Annotated in this window: 17 protein-coding genes; 1 reads left to right on the plus strand and 16 read right to left on the minus strand. The window is 38.3% G+C overall.

Translation table 11 applies throughout. The annotated features are described in order from the left end of the window. Positions 1 to 17: 17 nt before the first annotated feature. The 9 genes from AC3WSK_RS09800 to AC3WSK_RS09840 all read right to left on the minus strand — a co-directional run bounded on the left by AC3WSK_RS09800 (position 18) and on the right by AC3WSK_RS09840 (position 11475). Positions 18 to 812, minus strand: a complete 795-nt coding sequence (locus AC3WSK_RS09800; RefSeq protein WP_492411908.1) for an ABC transporter ATP-binding protein — start codon at positions 810 to 812, stop codon at positions 18 to 20. Positions 813 to 888: 76 nt separating this feature from the next. After that, entirely contained in the window at positions 889 to 2613 is a 1725-nt protein-coding gene (locus tag AC3WSK_RS09805; RefSeq protein WP_492411910.1) for an ABC transporter ATP-binding protein, read from the minus strand. Positions 2614 to 2702: 89 nt separating this feature from the next. Further along, positions 2703 to 4610 (minus strand): AraC family transcriptional regulator, encoded by a 1908-nt coding sequence (locus AC3WSK_RS09810; protein ID WP_492411912.1) that lies wholly within the window; start codon positions 4608 to 4610, stop codon positions 2703 to 2705. A gap of 125 nt (positions 4611 to 4735) precedes the next feature. Continuing rightward, positions 4736 to 6019, minus strand: coding sequence for a transcription termination factor Rho (gene rho, locus AC3WSK_RS09815; RefSeq protein WP_049668004.1), 1284 nt, complete (start codon positions 6017 to 6019; stop codon positions 4736 to 4738). 332 nt (positions 6020 to 6351) lie between these two features. Then, entirely contained in the window at positions 6352 to 7311 is a 960-nt protein-coding gene (glpX, locus tag AC3WSK_RS09820; protein ID WP_079559386.1) for a class II fructose-bisphosphatase, read from the minus strand. A 95-nt stretch (positions 7312 to 7406) separates the two neighbouring features. Next, positions 7407 to 8693 (minus strand): UDP-N-acetylglucosamine 1-carboxyvinyltransferase, encoded by a 1287-nt coding sequence (murA, locus tag AC3WSK_RS09825; protein ID WP_079559385.1) that lies wholly within the window; start codon positions 8691 to 8693, stop codon positions 7407 to 7409. Positions 8694 to 8755: 62 nt separating this feature from the next. Then, complete coding sequence (gene fsa, locus AC3WSK_RS09830) at positions 8756 to 9406, minus strand: fructose-6-phosphate aldolase (protein ID WP_079559384.1); 651 nt, start codon at positions 9404 to 9406, stop codon at positions 8756 to 8758. A 255-nt stretch (positions 9407 to 9661) separates the two neighbouring features. Continuing rightward, positions 9662 to 10516 (minus strand): class II fructose-bisphosphate aldolase, encoded by an 855-nt coding sequence (locus AC3WSK_RS09835; protein WP_079559383.1) that lies wholly within the window; start codon positions 10514 to 10516, stop codon positions 9662 to 9664. Positions 10517 to 11115: 599 nt separating this feature from the next. Beyond that, positions 11116 to 11475: a response regulator gene (locus AC3WSK_RS09840; RefSeq protein WP_427481653.1), complete on the minus strand. Its 360-nt coding sequence runs from the start codon at positions 11473 to 11475 to the stop codon at positions 11116 to 11118. A 156-nt stretch (positions 11476 to 11631) separates the two neighbouring features. Between AC3WSK_RS09840 and AC3WSK_RS09845 the strand changes: the two genes are divergently transcribed. Next, entirely contained in the window at positions 11632 to 12162 is a 531-nt protein-coding gene (locus AC3WSK_RS09845; RefSeq protein WP_427481652.1) for a DUF2529 family protein, read from the plus strand. Positions 12163 to 12723: 561 nt separating this feature from the next. On the opposite strand, the gene pyrG is transcribed toward AC3WSK_RS09845, so the two are convergent. The 7 genes from pyrG to AC3WSK_RS09880 form a co-directional block, all read right to left on the minus strand. Next, entirely contained in the window at positions 12724 to 14316 is a 1593-nt protein-coding gene (gene pyrG / locus AC3WSK_RS09850) for a CTP synthase (protein ID WP_079559380.1), read from the minus strand. Positions 14317 to 14808: 492 nt separating this feature from the next. Further along, complete coding sequence (gene rpoE, locus AC3WSK_RS09855) at positions 14809 to 15360, minus strand: DNA-directed RNA polymerase subunit delta (protein ID WP_427481649.1); 552 nt, start codon at positions 15358 to 15360, stop codon at positions 14809 to 14811. Between the two features lie 150 nt (positions 15361 to 15510). Further along, the gene (locus tag AC3WSK_RS09860; protein WP_170938864.1) at positions 15511 to 15672 is read right to left on the minus strand and encodes a hypothetical protein; all 162 of its coding nucleotides are present in this window, start codon (positions 15670 to 15672) and stop codon (positions 15511 to 15513) included. Positions 15673 to 15799: 127 nt separating this feature from the next. Then, a complete protein-coding gene (gene icmF, locus AC3WSK_RS09865; protein ID WP_079559378.1) occupies positions 15800 to 19048 on the minus strand; it encodes a fused isobutyryl-CoA mutase/GTPase IcmF in 3249 nt (1082 codons plus the stop codon). 129 nt (positions 19049 to 19177) lie between these two features. After that, positions 19178 to 19810 carry a TetR/AcrR family transcriptional regulator gene (locus AC3WSK_RS09870; RefSeq protein ID WP_079559377.1) on the minus strand — a complete coding sequence of 211 codons (633 nt, stop codon included), beginning with the start codon at positions 19808 to 19810 and terminating at the stop codon, positions 19178 to 19180. Between the two features lie 3 nt (positions 19811 to 19813). After that, the gene (locus AC3WSK_RS09875) at positions 19814 to 20950 is read right to left on the minus strand and encodes an acyl-CoA dehydrogenase (protein ID WP_079559376.1); all 1137 of its coding nucleotides are present in this window, start codon (positions 20948 to 20950) and stop codon (positions 19814 to 19816) included. A 133-nt stretch (positions 20951 to 21083) separates the two neighbouring features. Further along, complete coding sequence (locus AC3WSK_RS09880; RefSeq protein WP_427481646.1) at positions 21084 to 22220, minus strand: acyl-CoA dehydrogenase; 1137 nt, start codon at positions 22218 to 22220, stop codon at positions 21084 to 21086. Positions 22221 to 22225: the final 5 nt, after the last annotated feature.

Below are 22225 nucleotides of genomic sequence, written 5' to 3' on the forward strand. Positions count from 1 at the left end.
CAATTCCCTACTTAACGCTATTCTTTCATGTCGTACAGTTGGTAAGATAAGCAGATAGGATTTTTACTATATGGGCAGACAGCCATTTCTGCATCAATATTGAACACCTTTTGTAAATTTTGCTTTGTCATCACTTCATTTGGCTGACCATTCACAATTAATTGTCCGTCTCTCATTGCAATCATAAAGTGTGAAAAACGAGAAGCATGGTTCAAATCGTGTAATACCATCACAATCGTTCGTTTTTCCTCTTTATTTAGCTTTTGTAACAGTAATAAAATATCGAGCTGATGTGCTAAATCTAAATAAGTAGTAGGTTCATCAAGTACTAAAATATCTGTTCCTTGAGCTAATGCCATGGCAATCCATACTCGTTGACGTTGCCCACCGGATAGTGCCTCTATCGGACGGTCACTAAACTCTCTAAGGCCTGTAACATCTATAGCCCAATGAATATATTCATAATCTTCCTTGTGCAATGTACCAAACCCTGCTTGATGTGGAAAACGGCCATAGGATACTAGTTCAAAAACTGTTAATCCTCCTGGAGCTGTTGCTGTTTGAGGCAAAATCGCCATTCTTTTCGCCACTTCTTTTGTCTTTAATTGATGAATCGCTTTTCCATCTAAGTAAACTGCTCCATCTTGGGTCCGTAGTACACGCGCAACTGCCTTTAATAAGGTAGATTTGCCACAGCCGTTTGGACCAATAATCGTTGAGATTTGTCCTTTTGGAATTTCTACACTTAAATCATGTACAATGAGCGTCGAGGAGTAACCAATAGCCACACGATCTATTTCAAGAACTGACATATAACCCTTCCCTCCTTTTATTAATTTCGCCTTGGCGTCATTGCGCTGAGTGATGATAAAATGACAAATTACTAGCTTAGATTTGTAAGCCAAATTGCGCTGTATACAAACCATAATAAGCATTTTGTCTATCCATTAATTGCTCATGAGTACCTTCTTCTATAATTCCTTTTTTCGATACAACGACAATTCGATCAGCATCTTTTATCGTTGCTAAACGGTGTGCAATCACTAATGTTGTACGGCCTATTGCGAGCTCGTTTAAGGCTTGTTGAATTGCCTGCTCGGTTTCTGTATCCAAAGCAGACGTTGCTTCATCCAAAATCAATACTTTAGGATTTTTCAAGAATATACGTGCAATCGATAATCTTTGCTTCTGTCCACCTGATAATTTCACGCCACGTTCACCAACTAATGTATCCATACCATCAGGTAGCGCTTTAATGACATCTGTAAGCTGCGCTCGCTGTGCAGCAAACCAAATATCTTCCTCACTCGCGTTTAAATCACCATAAGCAATGTTTTCTCGAATTGTGCCATCAAACAAAAAGACATCCTGTTGAACAATTCCTATATGTGAACGTAATGATTGCAGCTTAAAATCTCGTATATCAATGCCATCGACTTTTATTGAACCTTCATTTACTTCATAAAAACGTGGTAATAAACTGCAGATGGTAGATTTCCCTGCACCAGATGGACCTACTAACGCAACCGTTTCACCAGGATGTACCTGTAAATTAATATGATGTAAGGCATGATTATTTTCAGAGTAACCAAACGATACATTAGTAAATGTAATTTCACCTTCAATTTCATCGATAGCTTTTGCCTCTGAACGATCTGCAATTTCAGGTGCTGTTTCTAGAAATTCAATGTATCTTCTAAACCCTGCCATTCCTTTCGGATAACTTTCAATAAACATATTAATTTTATTGATTGGGTTTAAGAGAATACCTGATAATAAAATAAATGCAATGAATTCACCATTTGTTAAATGGCCTTTTAAAACGAAATATGCACCTACAAATAGCGTGAATAATGACAAAATTTTTGTGAGAATGCCTGAAATCGCTTCATTCCAAGCCATTACTTTATAGGAAAAAAGTTTTGTCATTCGAAATCTTTCATTGTTTACTTTAAAGCGCTTAATCTCATGCTCTTCATTCGTAAAGGCTTGTACAACACGAATACCACTTACATTGTTTTCAACACGTGCATTAAAATCTGCAATATCCCCAAACATTTGACGGAATGCTTTGGACATTAACTTCCCAAAAATAATCGTTAAAATTAAGATGATTGGAACTAGTAGGAAAATTAGTATTGTAAAGGTTGGATCAATGTAAAACATAACTCCGAATGTACCTACAATCGTCATTGCAGCAATAAACATATCCTCTGGTCCATGATGCGCAAGTTCACCAATGTCCATTAAATCATTCGTCAATCTTGAAACTAGATGCCCTGTTTTATTGTTATCGAAATAACGAAACGAAAGCTTTTGAACGTGACTAAACGCTTCCCTTCTCATATCCGTCTCAATATTGATACCTAACATATGTCCCCAATACGAAACGATAAAATGTAAAATAGAATTAAAAATATATAAAACGAATAATAATAAACTAGCCATAATAATCCACTTCAGTTCACCGTCTGGTAGAATATCATCAATCACCTTATTTAATACGATTGGAAATGCTAATTCGATAAGGGCTACTAGTATGGCACAGGAAAAATCTAAAATAAATAATCCTTTATAGGGCTTGTAATATGAAAAAAAACGCTGTAATAACATTGAGGAAGCCTCCTATTATCATTCATAGTGTTCTAGTAAATAAGCTACCCAATCATACACAGGTAACTCACATTACTTTGTACTATTTATTACTTTTGTTGAACCTTTGTAAACTCTACTATTTTGTCAGCAAGGTCTTCGGCTTGATGTAATCCTGAGAGTGGATCAGAAGCAAAATAATATTCTGGTTCTAATTCTATTGTTTTATTATTTTTGACAACATCTAGATTTTTCCAAGTGGAAGGGAATTTCTCTTCTTTATTAAAGAAATTAATAACAAAAACATAATCCCCAACATAGTCTCCTACCACTTCATAGGAAATTTCATAACGCCCACCTGTAGATTCTTTCGTATCGAAAAGCTCCTGTACCTTTTCCTGAGGCTTCATATTAAGTATTTGATAAAGTGCTCTACCACCTGACACACTTGAATTCCCTACAACTGTTGCATTTTTTTCGAATACATCATAAATAGTAAAAGTAGCTCCTTCTGGGATAACATTATTTATTTTTTCCTGTGCTTGCGCTATACGTTTCTCAAAATCTTGAACAAATGCGTTAGCTTCGTCCTGACGACCTAAATATTCTCCCATCGCTTTAACTTCATCGGTAGCCGATTTATGTGCTGTTTCCGAAAATACAATAGTTGGTGCAATCTTTTCATATTTTTCTACATCTTCTTTATTCCATGTAATGATTAAATCTGGCTTTAATTCTAAGATCTTTTCTAATGATGCACTCCCATCTGTACCAATATTGGAAATATCACCTTCCTTGTAATACGATTTTACAAATGCTGCAAAGTCTAAATTAGCTGTCACTGCTCCTACTGGGATAACATCCAACGCTAGAATTTGTCCAAGATACCAGTCTGTCACTACCCGTTCTGCTTTTACTGGAATCTCTACTTGTCGTCCACTATCATCTGTCACAGTTCTAGTCTTTACTTCTTCTGACTTAGGTTCATTCTCTTTATGTTCAACAGATTGCTTTGTATCTTCTCCACATGCTGCAAGTAAAACGAACAAACTTAGCAAAAATGGTATTTTTACATGCCTACTTATTTTTTTCATCATTATGTTATTTTCCTCATTTTCAAATTGTTTTGCTTGCGCGAGCTGTTTCTTATTGTATTGAAAATGATTCTCATTTGTAATGGCGATTTCGGACAAGTTTGATGTATATTTCAGCCTAAAATTACTTGGTGCCATATTTGTTGCCTTTTTAAAAACCCGACTAAAATAATATTCATCTTCAAATCCAAGCGAAATAGCTATTTCTTTTATGCCATATTGATTTTCTACCAAGTAATGCTTAGCCTTTTCTATTCTTAGCTGCTGTAAATAAATTTGTGGACCTACTTCATAACGAGCCTTAAAAATACGTAATAAATGACGTGCACTTATGTTAAGTAAATCAGCAAGTGCCTGTATGGATAAAGATTCATGTATGTTTTGCTCTATATACAGACGTGCTGCTTCTGCCCTATCAATGTCGTGCGATTCCCCCTGCCCCTCAGCCAGTTCTCGAAAAACACGATAGACGAACTCATAAAAGGATGCTTTCACTGATAAATGCTCTTGAATAGAGCCCGACTGCCATTTGCTGTACATATCTTGCAAAATTGTATGTAAGGCTACTGGATTTGCAGGTATACAAGAGAAAGTCGTTTGGAATGGCTGATATTGTATCTGTAAATGTTGCATAAAAGCATCTTTGTAAATGACATCCCCTTTATAAGAAATAAGGAAGTAGCTAATGCTATTTGGTGCCGTAATATGAAGGGATTTGGACTTTCCAATATGGAAAATACTAAAGCGCTGTACATGATAAGGTTGGTCATCAATGACAATTTCTGCATCTCCTGCTGTCATGACAAGGAATGCGCTATTTTTTAAAACCTTTGTCATTCGAACATCGGTATTACTAACATAGTCAATTTGCTTTAACTGGATATTTGCATTTTGCCATAGAAGCATATAAGCATCATAATTCATTTCCGTCTCCTTTTAAAAATAGAATTATATGGAACTATTATATTGATAATGATTCTCAATTTCAATTATTTTTGATTAAATAAAAAAATCACCATCGACTATTGCTAGTCAATGGTGATTCATGATTATAGTAGGCCTTTGCCTTTAGTAGCTTTTTTCATATCTTCATTTAGCTTTTCAAAGAATTCTTCATTTGATTTTGTTGTACGTAATTTTTTCATGAAGCGCTCCGCGAAATCAGGTGCGTCCGAGAATGTTTTACGAATTGCCCATAGCTTTTCAAGTTGCTCAGGCTCAAGTAGAAGCTCTTCCTTACGTGTACCTGAACGGCGGATATCAAGCGCAGGGAAAATACGACGCTCTGCTAATTGGCGATCAAGATGAAGCTCTAGGTTACCTGTTCCTTTAAATTCTTCATAAATGACCTCATCCATACGAGATCCTGTATCCACTAATGCAGTTGCTAAAATTGTTAAACTACCGCCTTCTTCAATATTACGTGCCGAACCAAAGAATCGTTTTGGTCGATGGAACGCAGCAGGGTCAATACCACCTGAAAGCGTACGACCGCTCGGAGGAATAACTAAGTTATACGCTCGTGCTAAACGTGTAATAGAATCCATTAAAATAATAACATCACGCTTATGCTCAACTAAGCGGCGTGCACGTTCTAATACAATTTCTGCAACTTTCACATGATTTTCTGGAACCTCATCGAAAGTCGAGCTCACTACATCAGCATTTACTGAACGTTCAATATCAGTTACTTCCTCAGGGCGTTCGTCAATTAGTAATACAATTAACTCTGCATCTGGATAATTTGTTGTAATCGAATTCGCGATTTCTTTTAATAATGACGTTTTCCCTGCTTTTGGTGGTGCAACGATCAATCCACGCTGCCCAAAGCCTACAGGTGCCACTAAATCCATAATACGTGTCGATAAATTGCGTTGTGTAGTTTCAAGCTTAATTTGTCGATCAGGATATAAAGGCGTTAATGCAGGGAAATGCACACGTTCTTTAGCTACTTCTGGGTCTTCACCGTTAACAGCGTCTACTTGTAGTAGTCCATAATAGCGTTCATTTTCTTTAGGTGGACGTACTTTACCAGATACCTTGTCCCCATTTCGTAGGTCAAAACGACGAATCTGAGAAGCAGAAATATAGATATCCTCTTTACTTGGAGAGTAGTTAATTGGTCGAAGGAAGCCAAAGCCTTCTTGCGAAACAATTTCTAGTACGCCTTCCATAAAGAAATAGCCTTCTTGCTCCGAACGAGTTTTCAAAATAGCAAATATTAATTCTTTTTTCGTTAGCTTGCTATAATATGAAATTTTATATTGGCGTGCTAGGGCATAAAGCTCCTTTAACGTCATGTTTTCTAATTGAGCGATTGTCAATGCAGACATGTGCACAACTCCAGTCTTTTTCAAAATATAATTTTCATTTTTGGGGTTATCATAGAAGTTTTTTGTGATAGGCCTATATCACCTTGGCATAATTGTTACACTTTACTTTCAATACAATAGCATTTTGCTACATGAAGATAAAGTTAATCTTTTCGTACCTGTCAGCATTTTCAGTTCTTCGTTAGAAATTAAGCAGGGCGATAGATACTTCAATTTACTAGGCAAAACATTGAAGCATAACATAGCCTTATAAAACTATGGGATGGTTGAAAATTTAGAAGAAGGTACCTAGTGCAAAAAAAGATGCACTAGGTATATTTTAGAAGAAAATTTTATTTATAGCTAGGTTTTTTATCAAGAGCGTGACGACCTTCTACAAATCGTACAGTTCCAGATTTAGCTCGCATAACTACTGAATGTGTTAATGCGTAGGCTCCTTTATACTGAACACCTTTTAATAGCTCACAATCTGTTACAGCAGTCGCTGCAAAAATAGCATCGTCACCTTTAACTAGGTCATCTAAATAAAGAACTTTTTCTACGTCTACACCCATTTTTTCGCAGCGTTCTAACTGTTCAGCATCTTCTGGCACTAGCTTCGCTTGGAAGTCTCCACCTAGACATTTTAAAGCAACAGCTGAAATAACACCCTCTGGTGCACCACCTGTACCAAACATAATATCAATGCCAGTTTCATCAAAAGCAGTATTGATAGCTGCTCCAACATCACCGTCTTGAATAAATTTAATACGTGCTCCAGCTTCTCGGATTTCATCAACAATTGCTTGGTGACGTGGTCGATCTAAAAGTGTAGCTACTACGTCCGAAATATCTTTATTTTTAGCTTTCGCTACTTGTAATAAATTATACGTAACAGAAGCGTTAATATCTACTTTACCAGCCGCTTCTGGTCCTACTGCAATTTTCTCCATGTACATATCAGGCGCGTTTAACAGATTCCCTTTATCTGCAATAGCAAGAACTGTCATTGCACCATTTGTACCCTTCGCTACAATATTTGTACCTTCTAATGGGTCAACTGCAATATCTACTTTAGGACCACCATTGCGTAAGCCAAGCTCTTCACCAATATAAAGCATTGGTGCTTCATCCATTTCGCCTTCACCAATCACTACTGTAGCATGCATTGGAATTGTATCGAACATTACGCGCATCGCTGTCGTTGCTGCATCATCTGCCTCAATTTTTAAACCGCGGCCCATCCATTTCCCGGATGCGATTGCTGCTGCCTCTGTTACTCGTACTACTTCCATCGATAAACTACGTTCCATTGTCTTATTTGCCTCCCGTTATCGGCATGTTTCTTCGCCGAAACATTCAAATTACCTCTATTGTAACATAGTTAGTTCAAAACTTTTAGCTCTCATTATTCCTTTGTCTCTGCTACGCGTGCCATTATTGTTTCACGTCGAATATCAGCGCCTAAATCACGTAATTTCTCAATAAGTGAGCTATACCCACGCTCAATATGATAGATATCGTGAATTTCTGTTTCACCTTCAGCTAAAAGCCCTGCTAATACTAATGCAGCACCAGCACGAAGGTCTGTAGCTGTTACAGTTGAACCTTGTAGTTTATTTGGGCCTGTAATAATAGCTGTATTTCCTTCAACGCGTGCAATGGCATTCATACGACGAAGTTCATCAATATGCTTAAATCGAGCTGAATAAATCGTATCTGTTATCTTTGAGGAACCAAATGCTTGAGACATTAATACAGAAAGTGGTTGCTGAATATCAGTCGGGAACCCTGGATACACTAATGTTTTCACATCAACGGCCTGCAATGTGGATAGGTCTGTTTTGGGTACAAAAATACTTTCTTCATCAATTTCGATTTTTACACCCATTTCACGAAGCTTTGCAATAATCGCCTCTAAATGCAATGGAATAACATTATCGATGGTAATGCCTTCACCTAAAGCGGCAGCCATTATCATAAACGTAGCAGCTTCAATACGATCTGGAATAATCGTATGCTCCGTACCATGAAGCTCCTCTACGCCTTCAATACGGATAACACTAGTACCCGCACCTTTAATATTAGCTCCCATGTTAGTGAGAAGAGTTGCTACATCAATAATCTCTGGTTCTTTTGCTGCATTTTCAATAACCGTACGTCCTTTTGCAAGAACAGCAGCTAACATAATATTAATGGTTGCTCCCACACTGGCAACGTCTAAAAATATTTTGGCACCAATTAATTCATCAGCACGTAAATAAATCGCTCCATGCTCATTCGTAACTTTCGCACCCAATGCCTCAAAGCCTTTAATATGTTGGTCAATAGGACGCGGCCCTAAGAAGCAGCCTCCCGGTAAACCAATCACAGCTTTTTTAAAGCGACCAAGCATGGCTCCCATTAAGTAATAGGAAGCACGAAGTTTTTTCACGTTGCCGTTCGGTAATGGTAAAGCAATCATTTCCGTTGGATCAATTGTCATTATGCCATCCTCAAATGACACTTCTCCACCGATTTCCTCTAATAATGCCTTTAACGTCCACGCATCAGAAATTTCTGGTAACCCTCCAATTGTCACTGGAGAGTTCGCCAAAATTGATGCTGGAATTAAGGCGACTGCACTATTTTTTGCACCACTAACTTTTATTGTACCCTGTAGGCGATTTTCGCCTGTAATTTTATAAACATCCATTTCGCGTTCTCCCTCATGATTGGAAAGTAATTTTTCTGCAATTGGCTCACTATATAATCTTATTATTCGCCTTTTCTCTTATTCCAATCCGCTAAAAATCCTTCAATTCCTTTTTCCGTTAGTGGATGATTGAAAAGTTGCTTTAATACTTTAAATGGAGTAGTCGAAATATGTGCACCTGCAAGTGCTGCAGCTGTTACGTGTTGCGGATGACGAATTGATGCAGCAATAATTTGCGTATCGATATTATGGATTGTAAAAATATCTGCAATCGTTTCAATTAGTTCTACACCGTTTTGACCCATATCATCTAAACGACCGATAAATGGTGATACATATGTAGCACCTGCACGAGCAGCCATTAATGCTTGGTTGGCACTAAAAATTAATGTTACGTTCGTTTTAATACCTTTGTCTGCAAAGAAGCGACATGCCTCTAAACCAGCTGGAGTCATTGGCAGTTTAACTGTAATATTCGGAGCAATTTCAGCCAATTCTAAGCCTTCTTTAATCATACCTGCTGCATCTAGAGAGATTACTTCCCCACTCACTGAGCCATCTACAAGCTCTGAGATTTCACGAAGTCGATCATGGAAAGAAACATTCTCTTCTTTTGCAACTAATGATGGGTTTGTTGTAACACCTGATAAAATACCCCATGCGTGTGCTTCTTTAATCTCTTCAAAGTTTGCTGTATCTATAAAAAATTTCATTATTTTTTCCTCCTAATCACTATTTTGACTCATCATCCTACTTGAAGTTGATTTCCGTTCTGACTGGGCGCTTTCTTAGGACCCATCAGTTGGAACGGCAATCAATTTACTATACCACTTTTGGTGATAAGCCTATTATTTAAATTTTTGCCAAAAATTTTTTATTTCAAAAACAAGAGAAGGTCGATAACAACATCAACACTTCTCTTATTATGTGTATTCATCTCTGTTTTTTTTGCGTATTAGATACTAAAATTATGCTTTTTGTGCACTACCAAATTCACGGATTTTCCCAATAACTGTCGCTTTAATCGCTTCACGTGCTGGTGCAAGGAATTTACGAGGATCATAAACAACTTTATCGTTATCAAGAACTTCACGAATTACTTTTGTAGCAGCAATTTGATTTTCAGTATTGACGTTAATTTTTGCTGTACCTAATGAAATTGAGCGTTGAATATCTTTTGTTGGGATACCTGTACCACCATGTAATACTAATGGAAGGTCTGCTAAGTTTGAGATTTCTTCCATTTCTTTAAAGCCTAAGTTTGGTTCTCCTTTATAAGGACCATGTACAGAGCCAAGTGCTGGTGCTAAACAGTCGATATCAGTCATTTCAACCATTTTACGGCATTCTTCTGGATCAGCGTACATAATACCACCGATTACGCCATCCTCGTCACCACCTACTGTGCCAAGCTCAGCTTCAACAGAAACACCTTTCGAATGAGCGTACTCAACTACTTTTGAAGTAGTCGCAACATTTTCCTCAAATGGATGATGAGAAGCATCGATCATTACAGAAGTAAAGCCTGCATCAATAGCTTCTTTACATTTTTCAAAGCTTGAACCATGGTCAAGGTGAATAGCTACAGGTACCGTAGTGCCATAAGATTCCATTAAACCTTTTACCATGTGTACAACGGAAATAAATCCGCCCATATATTTTCCTGCACCTTCAGAAACGCCTAGAATAACTGGAGATTTTTCCTCTTCAGCTGCTTGTAAAATTGCTTGAGTCCACTCAAGGTTGTTGATGTTGAACTGACCAACCGCATAACCTTCTGCTTTTGCTTTAATTAACATCTCTTTCATAGATACTAATGCCATACTAAAAATCCTCCTCTTAGGACTATTCTTTCTACATAAATATGCTATTTAATCATAGCAAAAATAACAGCCCCTGAAAAGCAGGGGCTGTTATTTTCTACGCGAAAGCGAAGCGGCAGCGTGCAGTGCAACGAAACGAAGGTTCAAAGCCCTAGTAAGGTCAGATTGTGTTCCAAGAAGGTAGATGTCGATATTTTTCGAAAGTTGGTCGATAAAATAAAAAATTTGGGTGATAAATAAAAAATTTGGTCGATAAATCGATAAAGTTGGTCGATAAACAATCAAAATTTCTCGATAAACCTTAAAACTGCAGCTCATTAAAGATTTTTGTTGCTATCATTACGCTGCACTGCAGAAAAATAAAAGAAGCTCATCGGACGCTCTTTGGAAGCTTTGCTCTGTGCGAAAGCGAAGCGACAGCAACAAATGTTTTAACTGTGCGAAAGCAAAGCGACAGCAACAAAGCGCACAGTCGGACGGAAATCAACCCCTCGTTATGGTGATGAGTCATTTATTGTGGAAGCAAAATAATAGTAAAATGGTAGAAAACCTCTATAATAACCAAGAAAAACAGGCGGTGTTGACCACTGCCTGTTCATCTAAACGTTTACTATTTTATTAACCTCATCACGCACTTCAAAAATATCAAAAGGCTTAGTAAAATATCGAATGGCTCCTAAATCTAATGCCTCCTGTACAACGTCCAATTCACCATATGCTGTCATCATGAAAACCGGAAGTTGTGGCCATCGCTCTTTTAAGTGCTTTAAAATTTCTATGCCATCCATTCCCGGGATTTTCATGTCTAGCAGGACACAATCTATTTCCTCTTCCGCAGCATACTTCAGTGCTTCCATACCATTTGCAGCTAAATATGTACCGTAACCTTCTTTTTTCAACACTTCATTTAAAAGTAAACGAATTCCTGGTTGATCATCGACAATTAGTACTCGTTTCACATTTCATTCCGCCCTTTTTTTAGTTATTATTTTTACGTAAAATTCTCTCTATTATGTAATATTCTCCTTTAACCTATTAATACCTTCTATTATTATAAATTATCTACTTTTGCTTTATGCTCTTTTCAAACCTATAATATTGATTGAGGTGGGACCATGTCAAAAATATTAACAACACAACTAAGTGGATTATTACAAAGAATAACACAAAATGAAGAGGAAGCAATTGAAGAAACAGCGCGATTACTTGCACAGGCGGGTATTAGTGAAGGTAATGTCTATTTCGCATGCTTTGGCGAAATGCAAGTTGTCGAATTAAATGCATTTCAAGCTGTGGAACGTTTTACGAAGTTAGTCCCTTGGACAAAAGATACAATGATCACAGAAGCGGATCGTGTATGCATTTTTACACGTAACGTACACGATGAGGATGCATTAGCATTAGCACAGCAATTAAATAATCAGTTTATTCCATTTGCAGCCGTTGCTAGCGAAGTAGCTAATGCCGAAAATCCACTAGCAGATTTAGCGTATACGTATATTTCGACACGCATGCGAGGTGGTTTATTACCAAACGATTTAGGAGATCGCATAGTTGTGCCACACGCTATTGCTGCCCTTTTTGTTTATGAAGCCGTAAAAATTGCGTATGATGAAATGCTTGGTCTTGATGACGAAGAGCTATAAAGGAATCTATAAAAAGAGTTGTCTCAGTGTTAGAGACAACTCTTTTTATTAATGTTGAAAAACAAAATGGTCAAGGAATTCTTTTAAATATTGTGGCGTTTTAAATAAGGATGATTTCCGTTCTATGCTATTAGCTTTCCTGTCGGCAAGTATCAAGTAGCCTTTAACACAAATCAACAAAAGCTTTAAAATTTTTGCATTTCAAAAGTGAACTCTAATGCTACTAACTATAATCAAACGGAAAAGACTTATAACAGTGATTCGATTTAAAACTGCTGTTGCTGTCGCACAGAATAAACATTATTGCTGAAGTTTAATTTAATATATTAAAGTGCCTTGCCAGCAGAAGAGACATACAATGTGAAGTGTTGATTGGAGTGGAGGCTGGGCGACTCCTTGGGGATTAGCGTCACAGATGAGACCCTGGAGCGAGCGATGCGAGTGAAGCGGCTCATCGGACGCCCCCAGGAAAGCGCCCAGCCGGAACGGAAATCAACTCCTCGTTTTGCCGAAGAGCTAAAAAAAGAGTTGTCTCAGCAAGTGAGACAACTCTTTTTTGTATTATTTAAATGTTGCTCCGATAAAATCACGGAACAATGGCTGTGGACGGTTTGGACGTGATACTAATTCTGGGTGGAATTGGCATGCTACGAAGAAATTATTTTCTGGTAACTCGATAATTTCCACTAATTTACCGTCAGGGCTTGTACCTGAGAAGACAAGACCTTCTGCTTCCATCGCTTCACGATATTCATTGTTAAATTCATAACGATGACGGTGACGCTCATAAACAAGCTCTTGACCATACGCTTGGCTTGCCTTTGAGCCTTCTTTTAATTTACATGGATATAAACCTAAACGTAATGTACCACCGATGTCTACACTGTCGTTTTGATCTGGTAAGAAGTCAATAATTGGGTATTGCGTTTGTGAATCTAGCTCTGTAGAATGCGCGCCTTGTAAACCAAGTACGTTACGAGCAAATTCTACTGTTGCTAGTTGCATACCTAAGCAAATACCTAAGAATGGTACATTATTTTCGCGAGCATATTGTGTCGCTAAAATTTTACCTTCAACTCCACGATCGCCGAAACCACCTGGAACTAAAATAGCGTCAGCACCTTTTAAAAGCGTAGCAACATTGTCAGCCTCTACATGCTCCGCATTAATCCAGTCAATCTCAATATCAGAATTAAATGCATAGCCTGCATGTTTTAATGCCTCTACAACAGAAATGTAAGCATCTTGTAGTTCTACATATTTACCTACTAATGCTACTTTTCGTTTATTTGGTAAGCTCTTCACTTTTGCTACAAGTTCGCGCCATTCTTCCATATCCGCTTCTGGTGCTTCAATGCCAAAATGGTCAAGTACGATATCATCAATATCTTGTGCATGAAGGTTTAAAGGTACTTCATATAAATGCTCTGCATCACGAGATTCAATAATTTCGTGTGGCTGTACATCACAGAATAAAGCTAGTTTTTCTTTCATATCTTGTGGCACTTCTTGCTCTGTGCGTACAACGATAATATTTGGTTGAATACCTAAAGAACGTAATTCTTTTACAGAATGCTGAGTTGGTTTTGTTTTAAGCTCACCTGCAGCTTTAATGTAAGGGATAAGCGTACAATGAACGTACATTACGTTGTTATGGCCTAAGTTCGTTTTCATTTGGCGAATTGCTTCAAGGAATGGTAATGATTCAATATCCCCAACTGTTCCGCCTACTTCTGTAATAACTACGTCTGCGTTAGTTTCGCGACCAGCGCGTTGAATACGATCTTTGATTTCATTTGTAATGTGAGGAATTACTTGTACTGTTCCACCGTTGTAATCGCCACGGCGTTCTTTTTGTAATACAGACTGATAAACACGACCTGATGTCACTGTAGAATGTTTTCCTAGGTTAATATCAATGAAACGTTCGTAGTGACCTAAGTCTAAGTCAGCTTCTGCGCCATCATCTGTTACGAATACCTCACCATGTTGATAAGGACTCATTGTACCTGGGTCAATATTGATATATGGGTCAAATTTTTGAATCGTCACTTCTAATCCGCGATTTTTTAATAAACGACCTAGAGATGCTGCTACAATCCCTTTTCCAAGTGAAGACACAACCCCACCTGTTACAAAAATATACTTTGTCATGAAAAAATTCCTCCTTATGTTGTACTAGAAATTGCTAGTAAGAAAAGTACATTCACGCCACATGCTGATTCTAAGCATTGATGCCAATGTTTTGACAGGCTAAGAAAATAAATATTTCTCATCCCTAAAATAAGAAAAGCCGAGAATGCCTACAAATATGTAGTCGATTCGAAGCTGTAATCGTTTCTATCTCTTTTCTACTTTCCTTTTAAAAAGTTTTAACATATATTCAATCACCGCTTACTATACATCATGAATAATTTAGCGCCTTACTATTCATTCCGTCATTATAAACATGGGAGAACTTGATTGAATAAAGTTAAAAAATAAAAAAAACGCTCCTCCTGCATAGGTTTGCAGGGGGAGCGTATTACATACACGGTCTTTCTCCTTTAATAAGGAGCCCAAGTAAAAGACTAAACGTAACCGTGATAGAAGTCAAGATTTTTTACTACAAGGATAAAAGAAAGAAAATTTCAAAGAGTAATTATCTTAGGCTTCTTCCTCTTCTTCAAATTCATCTTCATCTTCATCTTCATCGACAAAGTCCTCATCGATTTCTTCATCAATGTCCTCTAAATCATCTTCATCAAAGTCGATATCTTCTTTATCATCTGCTTCGTCTTCTTCATCTTCGTCTAGATCTTCTTCAACGAATTCTTCATAATCTTCATCAAAGTCAATATCTTCTTCTTCTAAATCTTCTTCTAAATCTTCTTCATCCTCAAGGGCTGCTTTAGATTTTTTCTTATGCGTTTTAACAGATGGAGCTGTTTCTTCTTCAATCTGTTCAACTTTATACCATTCACGTAAGCCCCAGCCTGTTTCTTGATTAAATAAGAAGCGGCCATCTACATTTAAATCAGTGTAAAATTGTAGTAGGCGAGCTTTTATTTCTTCATCACTATAGCCCACAAGCTCTTGCATTATTGTTAATAAGTCGTTATAAGACACTGAGGCACGTTTTTCATTTAAAATTGCATAAGCTAAGTTAATTAACGATTCTTCCGCTAATTGTTCTTTTGTCATTTCACGAAAATTCATTCGTGCACTTCCTTTCTCTCATCACATTGGACGTTTTAAAATTTATATAGCTTTATTTTCGGAGCGCAGCAAAAAAAGGCCGCACAAAAGTAACTTCCCATCATAAGCATAATACCCATTATATACAAAGTATTATCCTCATTGCTAGCTTCAATTACTGTTTTTTATATCACGCATCTTTTTTATCCCCAAGTAAAACAAATAGACAGATAATAATAGTAAAGGAACAGCGCCAATTTGCTTATCATACAGGAAAATAACTCCTACCACCAAAGCTAAAATAATGATGTAGTTAATAGCCGATTTCATCATCTATTGCGTCTCCCCTTTTTTTTACATTTCTATTATAACGGAAATAAAAAGAAGTGCCTAATCCTAAGACTAGGCACTTAAAACTATACAAACATTTTGTACAAAATAGAATAAACGTTAACGATCATTACATATTACGACGATATTGTCCGCCTACCTCGTATAAAGCATTCGTGATTTGCCCTAAGCTAGCGACTTTTACGGTTTCCATAAGCTCCGCGAAAATATTACCGTTGTTTACAGCTACTTGTTGTAATCGGGCAAGTGCCGCTGCGTTCTCGCCTTCATGTTGCTTCCAGAAGGCTTGTAAATTACGAATTTGCGTCTCTTTTTCTTCCGTCGATGCACGCGCAATTTCCATATTGTTAATTTCATCTTCAGAAGGCGGATTCGGATTTAAGTATGTGTTTACACCAATGATTGGTAACTCACCTGAATGCTTTAGCATCTCGTAGTGCATAGATTCCTCTTGAATCTTACCACGTTGATATTGTGTTTCCATTGCACCTAGTACGCCACCACGATCATTGATACGATCAAACTCTTCTAGTACCGCTTCTTCTACAAGATCTGTTAACTCTTCTACGATAAACGCTCCTTGTAATGGGTTTTCGTTTTTTGCTAAGCCATGTTCCTTCGTAATAATCATTTGAATAGCCATCGCACGACGTACAGATTCTTCCGTAGGCGTTGTAATAGCCTCATCATATGCATTCGTATGCAATGAATTACAGTTATCCTGTAATGCCATTAACGCTTGTAACGTTGTGCGGATATCATTAAAGTCAATCTCCTGCGCATGCAAACTACGTCCAGATGTTTGAATATGATATTTTAATTTTTGCGCTCGTTCATTGGCGCCGTACTTATCACGCATAACAATTGCCCAAATACGGCGAGCTACGCGTCCAATAACTGTGTACTCTGGATCAAGTCCATTAGAGAAGAAGAATGATAGATTTGGCGCAAAGTCGTCAATATTCATTCCTCGACTTAAATAATATTCTACATACGTAAAGCCATTTGCTAATGTAAAGGCCAACTGTGAAATTGGGTTCGCACCAGCTTCAGCAATATGGTAACCAGAAATAGATACAGAATAATAATTACGAACTTTATGATCGATAAAGTATTGCTGAATATCTCCCATCATACGTAACGCAAACTCTGTTGAGAATATACATGTATTTTGCCCTTGATCTTCCTTTAAAATATCTGCTTGCACGGTTCCGCGTACAACCTGTAATGTTTTCTCGCGCGTCTCCGTAAATTCTTCAACTGTTAAAGGTCGACCCAGTTCTTTCTCACGTAGTTTCACTTGCTGATCAATAGCCGTATTCATGAACATTGCCAAAATAACCGGTGCTGGACCGTTAATTGTCATCGATACAGAAGTTGATGGTGCACATAAATCAAAGCCTGCATATAGCTTTTTCATATCCTCTAACGTACAAATAGAAACACCCGACTCTCCAACCTTCCCATAAATATCAGGTCGGTAATCTGGATCTTCACCATATAGCGTTACCGAATCAAATGCTGTTGATAAACGTTTCGCATCATCATCCTTCGATAAATAATGGAATCGTTTATTCGTACGCTCAGGCGTTCCTTCGCCAGCAAATTGTCGCTTCGGATCTTCCCCTTCACGTTTAAATTGGAATACCCCAGCTGTATATGGGAATTCACCAGGTACATTTTCTTTATAAACCCAGCGTAAAATTTCACCATAATCTACGAATTTTGGCAAGGCAACTTTAGGAATTTTCGTACCAGATAAACTCATTGTCTTTAAAATTGTTCGAATTTCCTTATCTCGAACTTTCGTTACTAATTCATCTCCAGCATACGCTTCTTTTAAAGCATGCCAATTATCTAAAATACGTTTAGATTCAGCCGTTAATTCATCTCTAACACCTTCCGCTAAAGAAGTAAGAGATGCGATTAATGCATCATTTGGCGCCTTTTCCTTAATCGTTTCAATAGATCCCTCTAATTGGAATAGACGGCGAGCAAATTCCACCTGTTGCTCTGATTTTTTATGATAGCCACGCACAGTGTCCGTGAGTTCTCGTAAATAATAACGACGGTCGTTTGGAATAATCACATCTTGCTTTTGCGTTTTCGCAAATTGCTCATAGCCCGTCTCCCAATGACTACCTGTCTTCGTATTAATGATATTTACTAATGCAGCAAATAAAGCATTCGTTCCTTTGTCATTAAATTGACTAGCAATCGTACCGTACACAGGCATATTATCCAGTGATTCATCCCAAAGCTCTCGTGAACGTTGATATTGCTTCTGCACTTGACGTAGTGCATCCTCAGAGCCTTTGCGTTCAAATTTATTGATGGCAATCACATCCGCAAAATCAATCATGTCAATTTTCTCAAGCTGTGTAGGCGCACCAAATTCACTTGTCATTACATACATAGATAGATCAGTGTATTTTGTAATTTCCGCGTCACCCTGACCAATACCACTTGTTTCAACGATGATTAAATCATAGCCCGCTACACGCGTTACATCTAGCACGTCCCCAATGGAAGCAGTAAGCTCTGTACGAGATCCACGAGTTGCTAAACTACGCATATATACGCGATTATTGAAAATCGCATTCATACGAATTCGGTCACCAAGTAAAGCGCCGCCTGTCTTTTGCTTTGTCGGATCGACAGACAGAATAGCTACGCGCTTATCCGGAAACTCTTTCAAGAAACGACGAATTAATTCATCTGTTAAGGAAGATTTACCTGCACCACCTGTTCCAGTAATACCTATTACAGGCGTTCCTTTTGAGCGTTTGCGAGCTTCCGCTAGCATCTTTTTCGTTTCTTCATCATCATTCGACTCAGCCGCAGTTAATAAGTTTGCTAAAATTTCAGGTGTTTCTGTCGATAGAGCATCCAGCTTTTCTTGATAGCTACCTATAGCAGTCGGGAAATCAGTTCCTTTAATTTTCTCATTAATCATCCCTTGTAATCCTAAAACACGCCCATCCTCTGGTGAGAAAATCCCAGCAATCCCGTAAGCATGTAGCTCTTTAATTTCACGCGGTAAAATAACACCACCGCCACCACCATAAATTTTAATATGTGGCGCCCCTTTTTCACGCAGCAAATCATACATATATTTAAAGTATTCCATATGTCCGCCTTGATAAGATGATACCGCAATACCTTGCGCATCCTCTTGGATCGCAGCATTTACGACTTCTTCCACGGAGCGGTTATGTCCTAAATGGATTACCTCTACACCGCTCGATTGTAAAATACGTCGTATAATGTTAACCGAAGCATCATGTCCATCAAATAGACTTGATGCTGTAACAAAACGTACGTGATTTTTTGGACGATATACTTCTACCTTTGTCATATGAAATCCCCACTTTCTCCCCTTAATCAATTAACCCTTTGTGTAATGAAACAGCTTTCTAATCATAAAAAAAATCGGTAATTGCAATGTCGCTCTATGCAATTACCGACAACCCCTTTACAGAACTTATTAGAACCCCTTTATGCCTGAAATGAACAGTGTTATTTGCATTTCAATAAATTCGTCAATCGAGTGCTGACGATGGAGCGCCCATTTACGGAATGCCCAACTTTGTCCAGAAACGACTAAATTATTTGCTGCTAAGTGAATTTGTTTATCTGTCATCGTTATTTCACCTGACTGCACACAGCGTTTTAGTAATCGCTCAAAAGTAGCAACCATTTCAAACTCTTTACTAAATACATAGCGTTGTGCTTCTTTCGACAGCGATTTAGTTTCCTGGTACATGATTGTCAGCTCATCAACCAAACTATCAATTTGCAAGAAATACTCTCGAATCATTTCCTTTAGCTCTTCAATCGTTCCTGCCTTAATCTCAAAACTTGAAAGTCGCCCCATCGCATGGTGATAAATACTATCACATACAAGGTAAAGGACGTCTTCCTTCGTCCGAATATATTCATATAATGTTCCGATACTAAAGCCTGCAGCTTTTGCGATTTCTCTCGTTGTGGCACGGTGAAACCCTTTTTCTTTAAATAATCTAATGGCTCCCTCTATCATCTGTTCTCGACGAATGGCGATGAGATTTTCATCTTTTACTGTTGACTGTACTTGGGGTCTTTTATCTTTTTCTGTCATACGTTACTTTGTCAACATACGAGAGATAACAAGTCGTTGAATCTCTTGTGTACCTTCGTAAATTTGTGTAATTTTTGCATCACGCATGAAGCGTTCAACTGGATAATCCTTCGTATAACCATATCCACCAAAGACTTGAACCGCCTCAGTCGTTACACTCATCGCCGTATCCCCAGCCATTAATTTTGCCATTGCTGACGCCTTACCATAAGGTAGACCATTTGATTCTAACCAAGCCGCTTGGTATGTAAGCAGTCGAGATGCTTCAATTTGAGTTGCCATATCTGCAAGCTTAAAGGATACACCTTGGTTGGCAGTAATCGGCTTACCAAATTGCACACGCTCTTTACCGTATTCAACCGCTGCATCCAATGCGCCTTGGGCAATACCTAGAGCTTGTGCGGCAATACCATTACGTCCTCCATCTAGTGTTGTCATCGCAATTTTGAAGCCTTCTCCCTCAGCTCCAAGCAGGTTTTCTTTCGGAACGCGACAGTTATCAAAAATAATTTCAGTTGTAGGAGATGAACGAATACCTAGCTTTTTCTCCTTCTTTCCTACCGAGAAGCCTTCAAAGCCTGCTTCAACGATAAAAGCAGATGTGCCATGTTTAGCTTCTGGATCTGTTACCGCAAATACAACATATGTATCTGCTACTCCACCGTTCGTAATGAAGATTTTCGAACCGTTTATAATATAATCATCGCCATCACGTTTTGCATATGTTTTCATGCCACCAGCATCCGAACCTGATCCTGGCTCCGTTAAGCCGTATGCACCGATATGTTTACCTTCTGCCATTGGACGAAGGTATTTTTGTTTTTGTTCTTCATTACCGAATTTAAAGATCGGCCAACCCGCAAGTGAAGTATGTGCTGATAAAGTTACCCCTGTTGAAGCACATACACGTGATAATTCTTCTACCGCAATGACATATGCAAGATAATCAAAGCCTGCACCGCCGTATTCTTCTGGCCATGGAATACCCGTTAAGCCTAGCTCTGCCATTTTATCGAAAATTGCACGGTCAAACTCTTCGTTCTCGTCACGTTCAGCTGCTGTTGGTGCTACTTCATTGATAGCAAAATCACGAATCATTTCACGTAATTGCTCATGCTCTTCTGTTAATTGAAAGTTCATTGTCCATTTCCCCTTTTTCGTTAGACTCAGTTTTGTTGATTTCTATATGTGATGATATTTCTCGGGATTAACGGTCTTCCCTGTGCAATCGCCAACCATCCTTGAAAAATCAACTTCGCAATAACATCAGACTTTATTTAAGTAAATGTTTACTAATGACTAGCTTTTGAATTTCGCTTGTACCTTCGTATATTTCTGTCACCTTTGCATCTCGGAAATAACGTTCTACAGGATAGTCTTTTGTATAGCCATAGCCACCAAAAATTTGTATAGCGTCTATCGCTGTTTGCACGGCTGTACGAGAGGCAAAAAGTTTCGCCATCGAGGCCTCGGCTCCGCATGGCAACCCTTTTGTGCGTAAATCTGCTGCTCGAAAGACTAGTAACTTTGCTGACTCTACGGCAGTTGCCATATCAGCAAGCTTGAAGCCAACCCCTTGTTGCACTGCAATAGGCTTTCCAAATTGGACACGTTCTTTTGCATACGCAGTAGCTGCCTCTAGCGCCGCTTCGGCAATGCCTAGAGATTGAGCTGCGATTCCAATACGTCCAACGTCTAAGTTAGCCATTGCAATTTTAAAGCCTTCCCCTTCCTCCCCAAGAAGGTTTGCGGCTGGAATGCGACAGTTGTCGAATGTTAGTTGAACTGTACGTGAGCCGTGTAAGCCCATTTTATGTTCATCTTTACCTATGATTAAGCCTGGTGTTCCTTTTTCAACAATAAATGCTGAAATACCACGTGTTTTTTCAGCAGGGTTCGTTGAAGCAAAGACAATATAAACATCTGCTTCTCCACCGTTTGTAATAAACACCTTGGAGCCGTTGATGACATATTCATCACCATCTCGCACCGCTTTGGATTGTAAAGAGCCAGCGTCAGAACCAGCGCTAGACTCTGTTAAACAAAATGCCCCTAAATATTCACCCGCGGCAAGCCTTGGAACATAGCGTTTCTTCTGTTCATCGTTGCCGAAATAAATGATAGGGTTTGTTCCAACCGAAGTATGCACGGATAAAATAACACCCATTACTGCGCTAACCTTTGATAGTTCATTGATTGCAATTATGTACGATGTGAAATCCATCGCTGAGCCGCCTAATTCCTCAGGCGTTGTAATCCCCATTAAACCTAATTCTCCCATTTGCGCAAGGAGTTCACGTGGAAACTCTCCTGCTTCCATACGTTCTACCCACGGTTCAATTTTATCCTGAGCAAAATCACGAACCATATCACGCATCATTATTTGTTCATCTGTAAATTGTAAATGCATCTATA

The sequence above is a fragment of the Lysinibacillus sp. EB271-A1-10B genome, assembly GCF_058791335.1.